Annotated in this window: 12 protein-coding genes and 3 pseudogenes; all 15 read right to left on the minus strand. The window is 62.4% G+C overall.

The window, feature by feature from the left end:
- Positions 1-49: 49 nt before the first annotated feature.
- The 15 genes and pseudogenes from OMP38_RS20765 to lgt all read right to left on the minus strand — a co-directional run bounded on the left by OMP38_RS20765 (position 50) and on the right by lgt (position 15,124).
- Positions 50-1,000 carry an ROK family glucokinase gene (locus OMP38_RS20765; RefSeq protein ID WP_277566760.1) on the minus strand — a complete coding sequence of 317 codons (951 nt, stop codon included), beginning with the start codon at positions 998-1,000 and terminating at the stop codon, positions 50-52.
- Between the two features lie 84 nt (positions 1,001-1,084).
- The gene (trxB, locus tag OMP38_RS20770) at positions 1,085-2,035 is read right to left on the minus strand and encodes a thioredoxin-disulfide reductase (protein ID WP_277566891.1); all 951 of its coding nucleotides are present in this window, start codon (positions 2,033-2,035) and stop codon (positions 1,085-1,087) included.
- A 58-nt stretch (positions 2,036-2,093) separates the two neighbouring features.
- Positions 2,094-3,834 (minus strand): annotated as a pseudogene (locus tag OMP38_RS20775) (tetratricopeptide repeat protein).
- A 325-nt stretch (positions 3,835-4,159) separates the two neighbouring features.
- A pseudogene (locus OMP38_RS20780) lies at positions 4,160-5,111 on the minus strand (ribose-phosphate diphosphokinase).
- 249 nt (positions 5,112-5,360) lie between these two features.
- Positions 5,361-6,011 (minus strand): annotated as a pseudogene (gene hisIE, locus OMP38_RS20785) (bifunctional phosphoribosyl-AMP cyclohydrolase/phosphoribosyl-ATP diphosphatase HisIE); the annotation flags it as partial.
- Entirely contained in the window at positions 6,008-6,766 is a 759-nt protein-coding gene (hisF, locus tag OMP38_RS20790; protein WP_277566761.1) for an imidazole glycerol phosphate synthase subunit HisF, read from the minus strand. The gene hisF and the pseudogene hisIE, both read right to left, overlap by 4 nt.
- 166 nt (positions 6,767-6,932) lie before the next feature.
- The gene (hisA, locus tag OMP38_RS20795) at positions 6,933-7,664 is read right to left on the minus strand and encodes a 1-(5-phosphoribosyl)-5-[(5-phosphoribosylamino)methylideneamino]imidazole-4-carboxamide isomerase (protein WP_277566762.1); all 732 of its coding nucleotides are present in this window, start codon (positions 7,662-7,664) and stop codon (positions 6,933-6,935) included.
- 406 nt (positions 7,665-8,070) lie between these two features.
- On the minus strand, positions 8,071-8,688 hold the full coding sequence (gene hisH / locus OMP38_RS20800) for an imidazole glycerol phosphate synthase subunit HisH (protein WP_277566763.1): 618 nt from the start codon (positions 8,686-8,688) through the stop codon (positions 8,071-8,073).
- Position 8,689: 1 nt separating this feature from the next.
- Positions 8,690-9,313 carry an imidazoleglycerol-phosphate dehydratase HisB gene (gene hisB, locus OMP38_RS20805; RefSeq protein ID WP_277566764.1) on the minus strand — a complete coding sequence of 208 codons (624 nt, stop codon included), beginning with the start codon at positions 9,311-9,313 and terminating at the stop codon, positions 8,690-8,692.
- On the minus strand, positions 9,314-10,603 hold the full coding sequence (gene hisD, locus OMP38_RS20810; RefSeq protein WP_277566765.1) for a histidinol dehydrogenase: 1,290 nt from the start codon (positions 10,601-10,603) through the stop codon (positions 9,314-9,316).
- A 71-nt stretch (positions 10,604-10,674) separates the two neighbouring features.
- Positions 10,675-11,316, minus strand: a complete 642-nt coding sequence (gene hisG, locus OMP38_RS20815) for an ATP phosphoribosyltransferase (protein ID WP_277566766.1) — start codon at positions 11,314-11,316, stop codon at positions 10,675-10,677.
- Positions 11,313-12,557 (minus strand): ATP phosphoribosyltransferase regulatory subunit, encoded by a 1,245-nt coding sequence (locus tag OMP38_RS20820; RefSeq protein WP_277566767.1) that lies wholly within the window; start codon positions 12,555-12,557, stop codon positions 11,313-11,315. The genes hisG and OMP38_RS20820 overlap by 4 nt, the downstream gene beginning before the upstream one ends.
- A gap of 316 nt (positions 12,558-12,873) precedes the next feature.
- Entirely contained in the window at positions 12,874-13,383 is a 510-nt protein-coding gene (locus tag OMP38_RS20825; RefSeq protein WP_277566768.1) for an acyltransferase, read from the minus strand.
- Between the two features lie 3 nt (positions 13,384-13,386).
- Entirely contained in the window at positions 13,387-14,067 is a 681-nt protein-coding gene (ppaX, locus tag OMP38_RS20830) for a pyrophosphatase PpaX (RefSeq protein ID WP_277566769.1), read from the minus strand.
- Positions 14,024-15,124 (minus strand): prolipoprotein diacylglyceryl transferase, encoded by a 1,101-nt coding sequence (gene lgt / locus OMP38_RS20835; protein WP_277566770.1) that lies wholly within the window; start codon positions 15,122-15,124, stop codon positions 14,024-14,026. The genes ppaX and lgt overlap by 44 nt, the downstream gene beginning before the upstream one ends.
- Between the last annotated feature and the right edge of the window lie 17 nt (positions 15,125-15,141).

The following is a 15,141-nucleotide window of genomic DNA, read 5'->3' on the forward strand; positions in this document are numbered from 1 at the left end:
GAAGCGCCTGACCGCCGTTGACCGGACAAGCAGGCGCCTCTCATGCGAATTAAGCGTATAAGAAAAGTCCGGCCGCGCCGACGACGCCCGCATTGTTGCCGAGCTCTGCAGGAACGATATCTACGCCTTCCTTGGCCGAGTCCGTCGAAAACTTCTCGAATGTCTCGCGGATTTGCTCGAACAGATACTCGCCGGCCTTGCTCACCCCGCCGCCGATAATAAACCGCTGCGGGTTAACGATAACGGCGAGCGCCGCCATGGACTTGCCCAGATAGAAGGCCGCCCTCGCGACGATGCGCTGGGACACTTCGTCCCCCGCCTTGGCGGCGTCGAACACGTCCTTCGCCATGATCTTGTCGACCAGGGACAGCGAAGTGCGGTCGCCGCGCGCGACGGCGTCGTTCGCCATCCGGATGATGCCTGTCGCCGAGGATACCGTCTCGAGGCATCCCATCTGGCCGCAGCCGCACTGGATCGCTTCAAGGTCAGGCACGATGGAAATATGGCCCAGCTCGCCCGCCATGCCATTGAAGCCCTCGATCAGCCGGCCGTTCACGATGATGCCGCCGCCCACGCCCGTGCCGAGCGTATAGCACACGCAGTTGTGCACGCCGCGGCCGGCGCCGCCCCATACTTCGCCCAACGCGGCTACGTTGGCGTCGTTGTTGATCTTGACCGGCTTGCCGAGCTTCTCCTCCATGATATGCCGGACCGGCACTTGCCGGAAAGGCAGGTTGGCGGAGAACTTGATGATGCCGCCCGGAATGTCGAGGAAGCCGGCGATCCCGATGCCGATGCCGTGAACCTGTTCCCACTCCGGCGTGCCGGGAGGCACGAGCGAATGGACGTAAGCCGCGATATTGTCCAAAATGCGGTCGGTGCCGAGCTCGGTCTCGGTCGGTCCTTCGTAGGTGCGCAGAAGCTCGCCGAGGTGGTTGCAAAGACCGATCTTGATCGTCGTGCCGCCCAGGTCGACGCCAACGTATAGCGATTGAGACATAGTGTTAGACACCTCTTGAAAGTATTGGATAAGTCATCAAGCGAGAAGCGCCGGCCCCGCGGCCGGCGCGACCCAGTCTGCCGATCAGCCCAGCGTCTGGCTCCAATCGTGAATCATGCTGCCCTCGAGATACTTCTCGCAATCGAGCGCGGCCATGCAGCCGCTGCCCGCGGCGGTGATCGCCTGGCGGTACTTCGTGTCCTGCACGTCGCCGCAGGCGAATACGCCCGGAATGTTGGTCTCGGAGGAGCCCGGCTTCGTCACGATATAGCCGTTTTCGTCGGTCTCGACCTGCCCGCCGAGGAACTTCGTGTTGGGCGTATGGCCGATGGCGACGAAGACGCCGTCCGTGGCCAGCACTTCTTCTTCGCCCGTCTTGTTGTCGCGGACCTTCAGGCCGGTGACGCCCAGCGGACCTGCGACGACCTCGAGCGGCGTCTTGTCGAGCCCCCAATCGATCTTCGGGTTCTCGCGTGCGCGATCCTGCATGATCTTTGAAGCGCGCAGCTCTTCGCGGCGGTGAACCAGCGTCAGCTCCGAGGCGAAGCGCGTCAGGAAGTTCGCTTCCTCCATCGCGGAGTCGCCGCCGCCGACGACGATGATCTTCTTGTTGCGGAAGAAGAACCCGTCGCAGGTCGCGCAGGTACTGACGCCGCGTCCGACGTTGTCCTTCTCGCCGGCGATGCCCAGGTACTTGGCCGAAGCGCCGGTGGAGATGATGAGGCTCTCGGCCTGCAGCGTCTCGCCGCCTTCAAGATTGAGCGTGAACGGCCGCTCGCCGAGCTCGACCGAATTGATCCAGCCCGTGCGGAACTGCGCGCCGAAGCGCTCCGCTTGCTTGCGCATGTTCGCCATCAGGTCGGGTCCCATGATGCCTTCGGGGAAGCCTGGGAAGTTCTCGACCTCGGTCGTCGTGGTCAGTTGTCCGCCCGGCTCCGGGCCTTCGATGACCAGCGGGTTCATGTTCGCGCGCGCCAAATAGATGGCGGCCGTGAGGCCCGCCGGTCCTGTTCCGATTACGATGCTCTTATAGATAGTCATGCGTCCTGGTCCTCCTCGGCCTATTCCTGAGATAGTATGGATCGGTTCTTGACTAAGAACGATCCTGAAACGCGCGATTCGTCAGCTTCAGCTTTTCGCGAATGCCGCAAGCCTCGTCGATCCGTCCCGCATAGCGGCTGATGCTCCCCTGCGAGGCGCCGTATACGTCCATCAGCTCGGCGTATGTAATGCTCTTGCGATGCATTTTCGCCGTCCAATATTCGAGCGCGGCAGCCCATCCTGCCGAATTGCGAAGCTTGGGCACGTCGGGATAGACGCGCGAGAGATAGTCGACCCACAGCGTCATCATGTCATGCTGCTGAACGACGTCGTACCTTCCGGCCATCCGCTCCATCGCCTGCTCCAGCACGCCCTGCCAGTCGCTGTCCCAGACCGGCAGCCTGGCGGACCTGCGACGCGCGTCGAGCATGAGCGACCTGCCGTCGAAGACGACCGCGAGCGCATCCTCGACGCCGATCGAGCGCAGCACCAGCACGGCGACGCGCTTCAGGTCGTCCTCTTCCTCCGCGTCGACGAGAAATGCCTTCAGCGCCTCGATGACTTCTTCGTCGGCGACCAGCCCGAGCGCCTGAATGACCTGCATCTTCGTCCGGCGATCGCCGTGGCGCAGCGCCCAGAAAAACGAAGAGCGCACGAGCGGATCCTTCTTCAGCGTCTCGGAGATCCGTTCGGGGTGCTTTTCCCACTCGCGGAACTGCTCGTCGAAAGGCATATGGTAGTGGTACTGGGTCGGCGGACTCGCTTCTCCCTGTCTTACCTTAGCCAATTTGCCCAAATAGAAATCAGCGACGGCCGGCGACGCGTCGAGACGCCTCGCCTGCAGCCAATGACGCTCGGCCTCGTCGAACCGGCCGATGTTCGCCGACGCGACGGCCGCGAAGTGATGCAAGCTCGGCTCCCCCCGACAGCTCGCCCTTGCGGAGCAGGCGGGTGAAGTGAATATATGCCTCGCGATGTTCGCCGACGATCCCCATCGTCGTGCCCAGCTTGAACACGTGCTCGGGATGAATCGGGATCGTCTTCTTCAGCAGGCTGAGCAGCGACGCGAGATCCTCGCGCCGGTTCACGTGCTGATAAAAAATGGCCAGGTTGCAGAGCGCGTGCAAATTGCCGGGCTCCGCCTTCAGCACTTCGCCGATCGTCTGCACGGACTTGTCGAACAAGCCCATATAATAGTAGGCGAGCCCCAGGTTGTTGCGCGCGGCGAGGAAGTCCGGCTTCTGGACCAGGATGTCCTCCAGCAGGCGCACCGCCTCGGAAAAACGTCCCGCTTCCAGCAGCTCCCGGGCTTTGTCGTGCTCGTAGAGACTCTCCTTGGCCTTGATCGTGGACAGCTTGGTCGGACGCTTCAGTTCGTAGACCAGCAGGTCGAGCAGTTCGTCCGCCTCGTCGAGGAACTGGCCGTCGGGGTCGTTTTCCAGATACGTGACGAGCGATTCCTCGGCCGCTTCGAAGAGCTCCATGTTGGCATAGTTGTTCGCGAGATAATAATGGCACTCCGTCATGCCCGGATCGATGCGCTCCAGCACCGACCTCAGGATGTCGTTGGACTCCTCGTAGCGTCCCATCTCGGACAGGATTCCCGCCATGTTGCAGTGGTTCACCGGATTCTCCGGCTCGTATTCGACGGCACGGCGGAAATACTTCAGCGCCTTGTCGTAATGATAGCGATCCAGCGACTGGACGGCGCGCTCAAAGAAAAACGTCGCGTCCAGCGACAACGGAATGACTTTGGTGCGGCGGCCGGCGACCATTCGCTTGCGCGGATTCATCGTCAAGGCACCTCCCCCCGGTCGTATAATAGTCTGTTCGTCTTGCATCGTCTTGCATCGTCTTGCTTCTGACATCGCGATTCGTTGGCTGCCGCTCGCGGCGAGCCGCCGGTCCTCGGCCGGGCCGGCACATGTTAAACCGATTATAACACAGCAAAGGCATCCATCAAATGAAAAAGGACCGCCCGGGCGTGTCGCGGCTTGTACGCCGGCGTGCGCAGATCGTGCAGTCTCTGCCTCGGCCATCGGCCGCCGCCGGGCAAATAAAAACGCGGCTCCTGCGCAAATCGCGCAGGTTGCCGCGCCTAGCATGCTTTGCTTAGGGTTATACGCCCGCCGTCTTGAACAGCGTGCTGATCGAGCCGCCTTCGGTAATGATCCGGGTCGCTTCGGCCAGCATCGGCGCCACGGACAGCACCTTGAAGCGGTCGGAACGGTCGTTCGGCAGCAGGATCGAGTCGGTGACGACGACCTCGCGGATGCTCGGGTGATCGAGCTTCTGCAGGGCGCTGCCGGAGAAAAGCGGATGCGTCGCGCAGACGTACACGTCCTCCGAACCGCGCTCCTTGAGACCCTCGACGACGTTCACGATCGTCGTCCCGGTATCGATCATGTCCTCGATGATGATCGGGGTGTAGCCCTCGACTTCGCCGATAACGTGCGTGATGACCGATTCGTTGTGCGCGGGGCGCTTTTTTGATCATGATCGCGAACGGAGAATCGAGCTGGTTGGCCAGCTTCTCCGCCGTGGAGGCTCGTCCGGCATCCGGCGAGACGATGACCGGATTGCGGATATTCTTGGCCCGCAGGTAATCGCTGATCAGGTCCAGCGCTGTCAAGTGGTCGACCGGGATGTTGAAGAAGCCTTGAATCGCCGGCGCGTGCAGGTCGATCGTGACGATCCGGGTCGCGCCGACCGTCGTCAGCACGTCCGCGACCATCTTCGCCGAGATCGGCTCGCGCGGCGCGGCCTTGCGCTCTTGACGGGCATATCCATAGTAAGGGAGCACAATGTTGATCGTACGCGCCGATGCCCGCTTGGCCGCGTCGATCATGATCAGCAGCTCTACGAAGAAGTCATTGATCGGATGTGACAAAGATTGCACGAGGAACACGTCGCAGTTGCGGATGGTCTCCTCGTAGTGCACGTACACTTCGCCGCTCTTGAAGCGAGACAGCGTAATCTTGCCTAGCGGCAGCCCGAGCTGCTCGGCGATCTTTTCCGCCAGCACGGGATTCGACGATCCGGAAAAAATACGAAGCTTGCTGCTGTACATTGTGCGCCTCCAAGATTTTTCACTAGCGGCATCGCCGCATTTATCCCCTCTATTATACATGACGCCGGTAGGATAGCCAAAGGGTTCTGTGTCATATCTCGACTGGTAATTCACTTTAATTGGCACATTTTCGTCACTTTTCGAGCCGCGCTCGTCGAATCGTGGCCGTCGGCCGCGGCACGACAAGCCGCCCGCCCCCCGAAGTCCCTCGCGGGACCGGAGACCGGCGGCTGCGCGGTCAGTTCTTTTTTTGGTCGGCTTGCGGTGGCGGAACTCCAGCTCGCGCAGCACGTCGTCGAGCGGGATTTGTTCCTCGCGCAGCAGCACCATCAAATGGAAGATCAGATCGGCCGCTTCCGCGCGCGTCTCCGCCTTGTCGTGGTTTTTCGCGCCGATGATGACCTCCGCGGTCTCCTCGCCGATCTTCTTCAGAATCTTGTCCAGGCCTTTGTCGAAAAGGTAAGTCGTATACGAGCCCTCGGGCCGTTCGGCATGCCGTTTCGCGATCGTCGACTCCAGCTCGGAGAGCGGCGCGAAGCGATCGGCTGCGGGCAGCGATTCCTGCGGCAGTTCCCCGGACGCATCCCGGTAGAAGCAGCTGTAGCTGCCGGTATGGCAGGCCGGGCCGTTCGGGATGACCTGGATCAGCAGCGTGTCGCCGTCGCAATCGTAGCGCAGCGACACGACCTTTTGGGTATTGCCGCTCGTCGCGCCTTTATGCCACAGCTCCTGCCGGGATCGGCTCCAGAACACCGTCTCTCCTTTTCCCAGCGTCAGGGCGAGGGATTCCTTGTTCATATAGGCCATCATGAGGACTTCCTTGCTGGCCGCGTCCTGCACGATCGCGGGGACCAGTCCGTCCGCGTCCCACTTGATCGAATCCGTCAGCGTCTCGCTCATCTCACGTTCACTCCTTGGCTCCGCAGGGCGTCCTTGACCTCGCGGATCGTCACTTCTTTATAGTGGAAAATGCTCGCGGCGAGCGCCGCGTCCGCGTGCCCCTTCGAGAAGGCGTCCGCGAAATGCGAGGCGTTGCCCGCGCCGCCGGAGGCGATGACGGGAATGCCGACGCTGTCGGACACCGCGCGCGTCAGCGCGTTGTCGAACCCGTCCTTCGTGCCGTCGGCGTCCATGCTCGTCAGCAGCAGCTCGCCAGCGCCGCGCCGTTCGGCTTCCTGCGCCCAGGCGACCGCCCGGATGCCCGTGGGATTGCGTCCGCCGTGCGTGAAGATCTCCCATTCGCCCCATTCGGCGTTGTACTTCGCGTCGATGGCGACGACGATGCATTGGGCGCCGAACACGCGCGAGCCGTCCGAGATGAGATCGGGATTGCGGATCGCCGCCGTGTTGATCCCGATCTTGTCCGCGCCGGCGCGGAGCAGCCGCTTCATGTCTTCGACAGCGGAGATGCCGCCGCCTACCGTGAACGGAATCGTGATCTCGCCGGCCGTCCTGCGCACGACGTCGACCATCGTCGCTCGGCCTTCGACCGAAGCCGAGATATCGAGAAACACCAGCTCGTCGGCCCCTTCGCGATCGTAGATCTCGGCCAGCTCGACCGGATCCCCCGCGTCCCGCAGGTTAACGAAGTTCACGCCTTTGACGACCCGCCCGTCCTTGACGTCGAGGCAGGGAATGATGCGCTTTGCCAACATAAGCTTGCCTCCAGTCCGCAAAACAACCGCCGTCGACGTGTCGCCCGGCGAACGCTATGCGTTTGCGATACGCTGCGGTTATGCAGCTTGATGCTTGATGAGAGCCGCGCTTCAATCCGGGGATGCGGACGGACCGTCACCGGTCCGGCGCGGCCTTCCGCTCTTGTTACTTGTAAGCCGCGACCGCCTCGGACAGCGAGATGCTGCCCGTGTAGAGCGCTTTGCCGACGATCGCGCCGCCGACGCCGTCCGCCGCGTGCTTCGACAGGTTCGCCAGATCCTCCGGCTTGCTGACGCCGCCCGACGCGATGACGGTGCGGCCCGATACTTGCGCCAGGCGCACGATCGCTTCGACGTTCGGTCCGCCCATCATGCCGTCGCGGGAAATGTCGGTGAAAATGAACGTCTCGGCGCCCTCGGCCGCCAGTTCTTTCGCCAGATCCTCCGCGCGCACCTGCGACGTCTCGAGCCATCCTCGCGTCGCCACGAATCCGTCCCGGGCGTCGATGCCGATCGCCACTTTGCCGCCGTGCTTCGCCAGCACCTTCGATACGAAGGCGCGGTCCTCGATCGCCGCCGTTCCCAGGATGACCCGGGACACGCCGAGCGACAGCAGCCGCTCCACGTCCGCCTCGGTCCGGAGGCCGCCGCCTACTTGAACGGGCACCTGCACGGCGCTCGCGATTCGGCCGATCAGCTCGTCGTTGACCGGATGGCCGGCTTTGGCGCCGTCCAGATCGACGAGATGCACCCATTCGCCGCCCTGCGCTTCCCAATCCTTGGCCGCGGACACCGGATCGTCGTTGTATACCGTCTCGCGGTTATAGTCGCCCTGAACCAGACGGACGGCTTTGCCGCCGCGGATGTCGATGGCCGGGTAGATGATGAAATTGGACAAGGGGATGACCTCCAACTTATTGACGTTCCTAGAGCCTGCAGCCGCACTATTTGCGGTTCGAGCACTCGACCTCGCACGATCAGCCACTGCAACCTCACTATTTGCTGCTACAGCGCACGACTCGGCACGGTGAACCGCTGTAGCACCATTTTTGCGGTTACAGCCTCTCGCCATGTACCTTCAGGCGCTGCAACCTCACTTTTGGCGGTTACAGCCCTTTTTCATGTACGATCAGCCACTGCACCCACGCTTTTAGCGATAACAGCACGCTTGATTCGCTGCAGCCACACTTTTCTCGCGTACAGCAAGTACTTCCTCTGCCGTTATCACTGTAACCGTACAAATCGCGCTTGCAGAAAGCCTTATTGCAGCAGCTCTTTTGCAGCATCAAGCATCTTCAGCGCCCCTAAGCTTTCGCGCCCTCCGCGATCTCCACGAACCTGCGCAGCAGCGCCACGCCCAGATCGCCGCTTTTCTCCGGGTGGAACTGCATGCCGCTCACGTTGTCCCGCCCGACGATCGCCGTCACCGGCTGATGGTAGTCCGTCGTCGCCAGCAGGTCCTCCCGCCGCTCCGGCAGCGCGTGGAACGAGTGCACGAAGTACACGTGCCCCGGCGCGAGCCCCTCGAACAGCGGATGCGACGGCTGCTCGAAGTTCAGCTCGTTCCACCCCATATGCGGCACCTTGTAGTCCCCGCGGAACTTCACGACCCGGCCCGGCAGCAGGCCGAGCCCCTCGTGCGTACCGTGCTCCTCGCTCTCCGCGAACAGCAGTTGCATGCCGAGGCAAATGCCCAGCAGCGGCTGTCCTGCGGCCGCCGACTCGCGGACGACCGCGTCCAGCCCGGTCTCCCGCAGGTTGCGCATCGCGTCGCCGAAGGCGCCGACGCCAGGCAGGATGACGCCTTTCGCCGCGAGGATCTCTTCCCGCGAAGACGTGACCAGCGCCTCGCGCCCGAGACGCTCGACCGCCTTGCTCACGCTGTGCAGGTTGCCCATGCCGTAGTCGACGATCGCGATCATCTTACAGCACTCCCTTCGTCGACGGCACGCCCTTCACGCGCGGATCGATCTGCGTCGCTTCGTCCAGCGCGCGTCCCAGCGCCTTGAACACCGCCTCGATCATATGATGCGTATTTTTGCCGTAGTGGACGATGACGTGGAGCGTGATACGCGACTCCAGCGCGAGCTTCCACAGAAATTCATGCACGAGCTCCGTGCTGAAGCTGCCCACCGTCTGCGAAGGATATTCCGCGCGATACTCGAAGTGCGGGCGGTTGCTCACGTCGACGATGACCTGCGCGAGCGCCTCGTCCATCGGCACGAATACGCTGGCGTAGCGCTTGATGCCGGCTTTGTCGCCGAGCGCTTCCCGCAGCGTCTGCCCGAGGCAGATGCCGATGTCTTCCACCGTGTGGTGATCGTCGATGTCGACGTCCCCGCGCGCCTCGACTTTCAGGTCGAACTGGCCGTGCTTGGCGAACAGATCGAGCATATGGTTGAGAAAAGGAACATCGGTCTCTAAGTTCACGTCGCCCGTGCCGTCCACGCCGAACGCCAGCTTGATGTCCGTTTCGTTCGTTTTGCGCGCGACTTCGGCGCTTCTAGCTCCGGCCGCGATGTTCGCGATGTTGTTGTCCTGTGCCATTTATTGATCTCCGCCTTCCTTGAAGCGAATTTCTACCGCTCTCGCATGTGCCTCCAAGCCTTCGTGCCGCGCCAGCGACGCGATGCCCGCCGCGTCCCGACGCAGCGCCTCGCGGCTGTACCGGATCAGGCTTGATTTTTTGACGAAGTCGTCGACATTCAGCGGCGAGGAGAACCTGGCCGTGCCGTTCGTAGGCAAGATGTGGTTCGGTCCCGCGAAATAATCGCCGACCGGCTCCGAACTGTACGGTCCGAGGAAGATCGCGCCCGCGTTCTCGATGCGCCCGAGCAGCTCGAGCGGATCCTCGGTCATGATCTCCAGGTGCTCCGGCGCCAGCTTGTTCACGACGTCGATGCCCTCCGCGAGGTCGGCGACCGTCAGGATCGCGCCGTATTGCTCGAGCGACCGCTCGGCAATCTCGCGGCGCGGGAGCGTCGCTACCTGCCGCGCGAGCTCCGCTTCGACCTCGCGCGCGAGCCGCTCCGACGGCGTCACGAGCATGGCCGACGCCATCTCGTCGTGCTCCGCCTGCGACAGCATGTCGGCGGCGACGAAGCGCGCATCCGCGCGCTCGTCGGCCAGCACGACGATCTCGCTCGGCCCGGCGATACTATCGATGTCGACGGCACCGAACACGGCGCGCTTCGCCAGCGCCACGTAGATGTTGCCAGGGCCGCAGATCTTGTCCACGGCCGGGATGCTCTCCGTGCCGTACGCCAGCGCGGCCACGGCTTGAGCGCCTCCGACCCGGTACATCTCGGTGACGCCGGCCTCGGCGGCCGCCACGAGAATGTACGGGTCGATGCCTTCGCGCCCGCCGGTCGCAGGCGGCGTCACCATGGCAATCTGCGGTACGCCCGCGACCTTGGCGGGCAGCACGTTCATGAGCACCGACGACGGGTAGGCCGCTTTGCCCCCGGGCACGTACAGGCCTACGCGAGCGAGCGGGCGCAGCGACATCCCGAGCATCGTGCCGTCCGGTTGCACGTCGATCCACGATTGGCGCTTCTGCTTTTCGTGAAACGCCGTGACGTTCGCGGCCGCCCGGCGCAGCGCATCCAGAAATTCAGGCTCGACGCGTTCGTAAGCGGATTGGATCTCCGCCTCCGTCACGCGCAATTGAGATGCATCCAGCCGCACGCGATCGAACGCCTCGGTGTACCGCAGCAGCGCGGCATCTCCTTCGGAACGGACCGCCGATACGATCTCGGCCACCGCCGCGTTTTGCTCCGGCGAGCCGTATTCGCTCTCCCGCTCCAGCTTGAAGCCGCTCGCAGGTCCTTTGTACATGCGTTCTCCCCCCGCCTTTTCTTTTTCCTGTCCTTTTCCTCCGAGCCGAAGCCCATGCCGACAACCTTAGCTTAGGCCTTTGCCGCCAGCGTATCGGACAGCCTGTCGCACAGCGACTGGATGGCCGCGTTCTGCATCCGGTAGCTGACGCGGTTCGCGATCAGCCGGCTCGTCACCTGGAACAGCGTCTCCCTCTCGACCAGTCCGTTCTCCTCGAGCGTCTTGCCCGTTTCGACCATGTCCACGATCCGATCGGCCAGACCGATGAGCGGCGCCAGCTCGATCGAGCCGTTCAGCTTGATGACCTCCACCTGCTGGCCGCGCTCGCGGAAATACTGGGACGCCACCCGCGGATACTTCGTCGCCACCCGGGGATGAATGACCGGCTCCCAGTCCGGCAGCCCGATGACCGACATCCGGCATCTGGCGATGCCTAAGTCGAGCAGTTCGTAGACGTCCTTGTTCTCCTCCATCAGCACGTCCTTGCCGACGATGCCGATGTCCGCGACGCCGTATTCGACGTAGGTCGGCACATCGACAGGCTTGGCCATAATAAACTCCATATTCGCTTCCGGCACCGGAATGATGAGCCGGCGGGAGTCGTCGAAATCCTCCGGAATCGGGAGCCCCGCCTGCCGGAACAGCTTGCTCGCCTGCTTGTAGATGCGCCCTTTGGGCATCGCGACCTTCAATACCGCGCCGCCGTCCGTCATTGCGGGTCCCCTCCCTTCTCGTCGAACATGAACACTTGATCGTAAACGGTGCCTTTGTACTCGTAACGTCCCGATGGCGCCGACGCAAGAGCGTCGCCCGCTCCCGATCCACCGGCCGCGCGCCGGCCGTCTCCTGTTTGCGCGATGCCCTCCGTCACGACGGCAAGGCCTTCCGCCCGCAAGCCCGCCGCCTTCTCCAGCGCTTCGCGCCTGCGATTAGGCGAATAGCGGATCAACGCGCGCACCGGTTCTTCCTGGCCGACTTCGGCGACCTCGAGCATGCGCGTCGTCTTGAGCGCGAAGCCCGTCGCGGGCGCCGGCCTGCCGAACTGCGCCAGCAGGTTGTCGTACCGCCCGCCGCTGCACACCGGGAATCCGAGCTGAGACGCATAACCCTCGAACGTCATGCCCGTATAATAGGAAATGTCGCCGATCATCGTCAAATCGATCAGGACATGATCCTGCACGCCGTATGCGCCCAATACGTCCCACATCTCGCACAGATGGCGGATTGCATCGCGCGCGCCGTCGCTCACGCGGAGTTCCAATGCCCGCTCGCAAACTTCCTGTCCGCCGCGCAGCCGCAGCAAGCCTTCAAGCTCGCGAAGCACCGAATCTTCAAGCCTCAGCTCCGCAAGCGCCGTCCGGTAGCCGACATAATCGCGCTGCAGCAGGCATTCCTTCAGCCTCTCCTGCGCTTCCGCGCGACCTGGCAGCGTATCGCCGAACAGGCCGTTCAAAAAGCCGACGTGACCGACCGCGATCTTGAACGAAGGCACGCCCGCCGCCTTCAATGAAGCGATAGCGAGCGCGATCACCTCAGCGTCTGCCTCCGGAGAGGGATCGCCGATCAATTCGACGCCGGTCTGGAAAAACTCCGCTTCGCGTCCGGCCTCCTCCTCGAAGGCGCGGAAGACGTTCGCATGGTAGCTGAGCCGCAACGGGAAGGGATGGTCCTTGAGCAACGAAGAAGCGACGCGCGCGATCGGCGCCGTGACATCGGAGCGGAGCACGATGGTCGTTCCCCGCTGATTGAGCAGTTTGAACAGCTTCTGATCCGAGGTCGCGCTCGCTACGCCTACCGTATCGTAATATTCGATCGTAGGCGTCAGGATCTGCTCGTAGCCCCAGCCTCTCATGCACGCCAGCACCTCATGCTCGATACGCCGCAGCTTCGCGACCGCATGGGGCAGATAGTCCTTGACGCCGATCGGCTTCTCGAAGCCTTTGGGTTTGGACAAGGAAAACACCTCGCTATAAAATGAGGCGACCGAAGTCGCTAATACTTCAACGCGTTAAAGCGATACCATGTTACCATGCTGCCAAAGTAAAGATTAATGTTCACTTTATCACGAACGCCCGCAAGCGTCAAGCCAGGGACGGCTTTCGGTAGGCTCCCCTGCAAGCGACAGCAAAAAAAGAACCGACGGCCATCCTGCTCGCCAACCCCGGTTCTCGTCTATCCAGGCTCGTCCGACCTGTCCTGCGCCGCGCGCTGCATCGGTTCTCTTTCCAACGCAATGCTTGCTTCCATCAATGCCTCTCTTGCGCAGGCATTCAGCCTTGCCTCTCCGCCGAAGAATCGTCGCCTCTCCCGAGCTCGCGCAGCGGATTGCCGCCGACCTTGACGTGAGCCGGCACGTCCCGGTGCACGACCGATCCGGCCGCGACGACGGCATGGTCGCCGATCGTCACGCCGGGCAGAATCGTCACGTTGGCGCCGATCATCACATGCGAGCCGATGACGATATCGCCGAGCCTGTATTCTTTAATGAGGTATTCGTGCGTCAGCAGCGTGGAGTTGTAGCCGACGATGCTGTTGTCCCCGATCGTAATTCGTTCTGGGAAGAAGACGTCTACCATGACCATCAACGCGAACGACGTCTCCTTGCCCACCTTCATGCCCAGCACGCGCCGGTAGATCCAGTTCTTGACCGACAGCTCCGGGCAGTATCGCGCGATCTGGATAAAGACAAAATTCCTGACCGCCTTCAGCCTGGATACCGTACGATACACCTGCCATAAAGCGTTGGGGCCTTCGACCGGGTACCGTTCGACTTTCCGCAAGGCTTATCCCTCCAACCCGCTAAGCGGCAGCAGCTCGCGCATATCGTGAATGATGCGGTGCGCGCCTGCCTCTCGAAGCGGCGCTTCGCCCTTAAGCGACCAGGAGACGCCGACGGCATACGCGCCGGCGGCCAGCGCCGAACCGATATCGACCGTGCTGTCGCCGACCATGATCGCCCGCTCCGGCTCGACGCCAAGCGCGTGCAGCGCCTTCTGGACCGGCTCCGGATGCGGCTTGGCATGCTCGACGTCGTCCAGCGTCACGATCGTATCCATATATTCGTACAGTCCCAGCAGTTTAAGCGCCCGCTCCGTCGTCAGCCGCATTTTCGTCGTGACGATGCCCAGCTTGAGCCCGCCCTGCTTCAGCTGCGGCACGACCTCGAGCACGCCCGGGAACAGCGACACCATGTCGTCGTGATGCTTGAAGTTGTACTCGCGATAGCCTGCGATCAGATCGTCCACCTGCTCGCGCCCGGAAAACTGCTGAAGCTGCGAGAGGAGCGTCTGCCCCATGATCGGGATAATCTGCTCGCGTCCGAATTCGGGCGGAACAATGCCTTGCAGGCAATAGAGAAAAGACTGGATGATCAGTTCGTTCGTATCGACGATCGTGCCGTCGAGATCGAACAGCACCGCATCAATCCGGGTCGCTGTCTTGCCTTCTGTCTGATGGTGACTCATCTGCAGGCTTCCTCTCTTCTTCCGTATCGGCCGAATCCGCATCCGGCACGGTCTCCTCGACCGGCCGGCCGGCAGCCGCAGGCGCTTCGGCGAGGGACGCGTCGGCCACGTCAGCTTCGACCGCCTTGTTACTCTCGAGCGGGTCCAAATACCGCGTCCTGTCGGGATTCATCACCCGGCGCACGATAATGGCCACGATGCTCGCGATGACGAGGAGCAGCGCGAGCAGCTGCGAGCTGCGCACGTTGCCGTAAGACGGATCGAGGTAGCCCTGCTCCCCGAATATCCACTTCATCGGCGTCCATAAACCGTTGATCAGCGAAGCGAGCCAGTCAGGCCCTTTGAAAGCCAGGCTGTCCGTGCGCAGCGCCTCGATAAAGAAGCGGCCGACCGAATACCAGATCAGGTAGGAGAAGAAAAGTTCTCCGACGCGCAGAAACTTCTGGCGGCGCAAAATGAACAGGATGATGAGGCCGACCAGACTCCACAACGATTCGTACAGGAAGGTCGGGTGATGGTAGGCTGCCGCTCCGTTCGCGTCCACCACGTACATCTGCTTGACGATGAAGGCCGGCAGGTGAAGCTCGTTGCTCAGATATGTACCCGTGACTTCTCCGCCGTAGGCTTCCTGGTTGACGAAGTTGCCCCAGCGTCCGATCATCTGCCCGGCCAGCAGCGACGGCACGCAGATGTCGACGATGCGCATGAACGTATAGCCCTTGCTGCGGAAGTAGAAAAATCCGCAGACGAAGGCGCCGATCAACGCGCCGTAAATGGCGATGCCCCCGTTCCAGATCTGCACGATCTCGCCTGGGTGCTTGCTGTAGTAATTCCATTTGAACAGAACATAGTACAACCTGGCGCCGATAATGGCCGAGGGCACGCCATAAAGCATCAGGTCCAGGAAGAAATCGGCCGACAAGCCGAAGCGCTTGCCTTCCCAGATGGCGAGCAGAAGCCCGACGAGGGCTCCCGTGCCGAGGATAAGCCCGTACCAGTGCACGGGAATCGGGCCGAGGTGAAACGCAATCGATTCAAGCCGCATGGGCAGCAACATGATTATCCTCCGTCTCT

The sequence above is a fragment of the Cohnella ginsengisoli genome, from assembly GCF_029525555.1.
GTDB lineage: Bacteria > Bacillota > Bacilli > Paenibacillales > Paenibacillaceae > Cohnella > Cohnella ginsengisoli.

Excerpts from the sequence above, each read along its gene's own strand:
- hisG (WP_277566766.1), bottom strand. The coding sequence starts at position 11,316 with ATGACGGACGGCGGCGCGGTATTGAAGGTCGCGATGCCCAAAGGGCGC.
- lgt (WP_277566770.1), bottom strand. The coding sequence starts at position 15,124 with ATGTTGCTGCCCATGCGGCTTGAATCGATTGCGTTTCACCTCGGCCCG.
- hisD (WP_277566765.1), bottom strand. The coding sequence starts at position 10,603 with ATGTACAAAGGACCTGCGAGCGGCTTCAAGCTGGAGCGGGAGAGCGAA.
- ppaX (WP_277566769.1), bottom strand. The coding sequence starts at position 14,067 with ATGAGTCACCATCAGACAGAAGGCAAGACAGCGACCCGGATTGATGCG.
- hisH (WP_277566763.1), bottom strand. The coding sequence starts at position 8,688 with ATGATCGCGATCGTCGACTACGGCATGGGCAACCTGCACAGCGTGAGC.
- hisF (WP_277566761.1), bottom strand. The coding sequence starts at position 6,766 with ATGTTGGCAAAGCGCATCATTCCCTGCCTCGACGTCAAGGACGGGCGG.
- hisB (WP_277566764.1), bottom strand. The coding sequence starts at position 9,313 with ATGGCACAGGACAACAACATCGCGAACATCGCGGCCGGAGCTAGAAGC.
- OMP38_RS20765 (WP_277566760.1), bottom strand. The coding sequence starts at position 1,000 with ATGTCTCAATCGCTATACGTTGGCGTCGACCTGGGCGGCACGACGATC.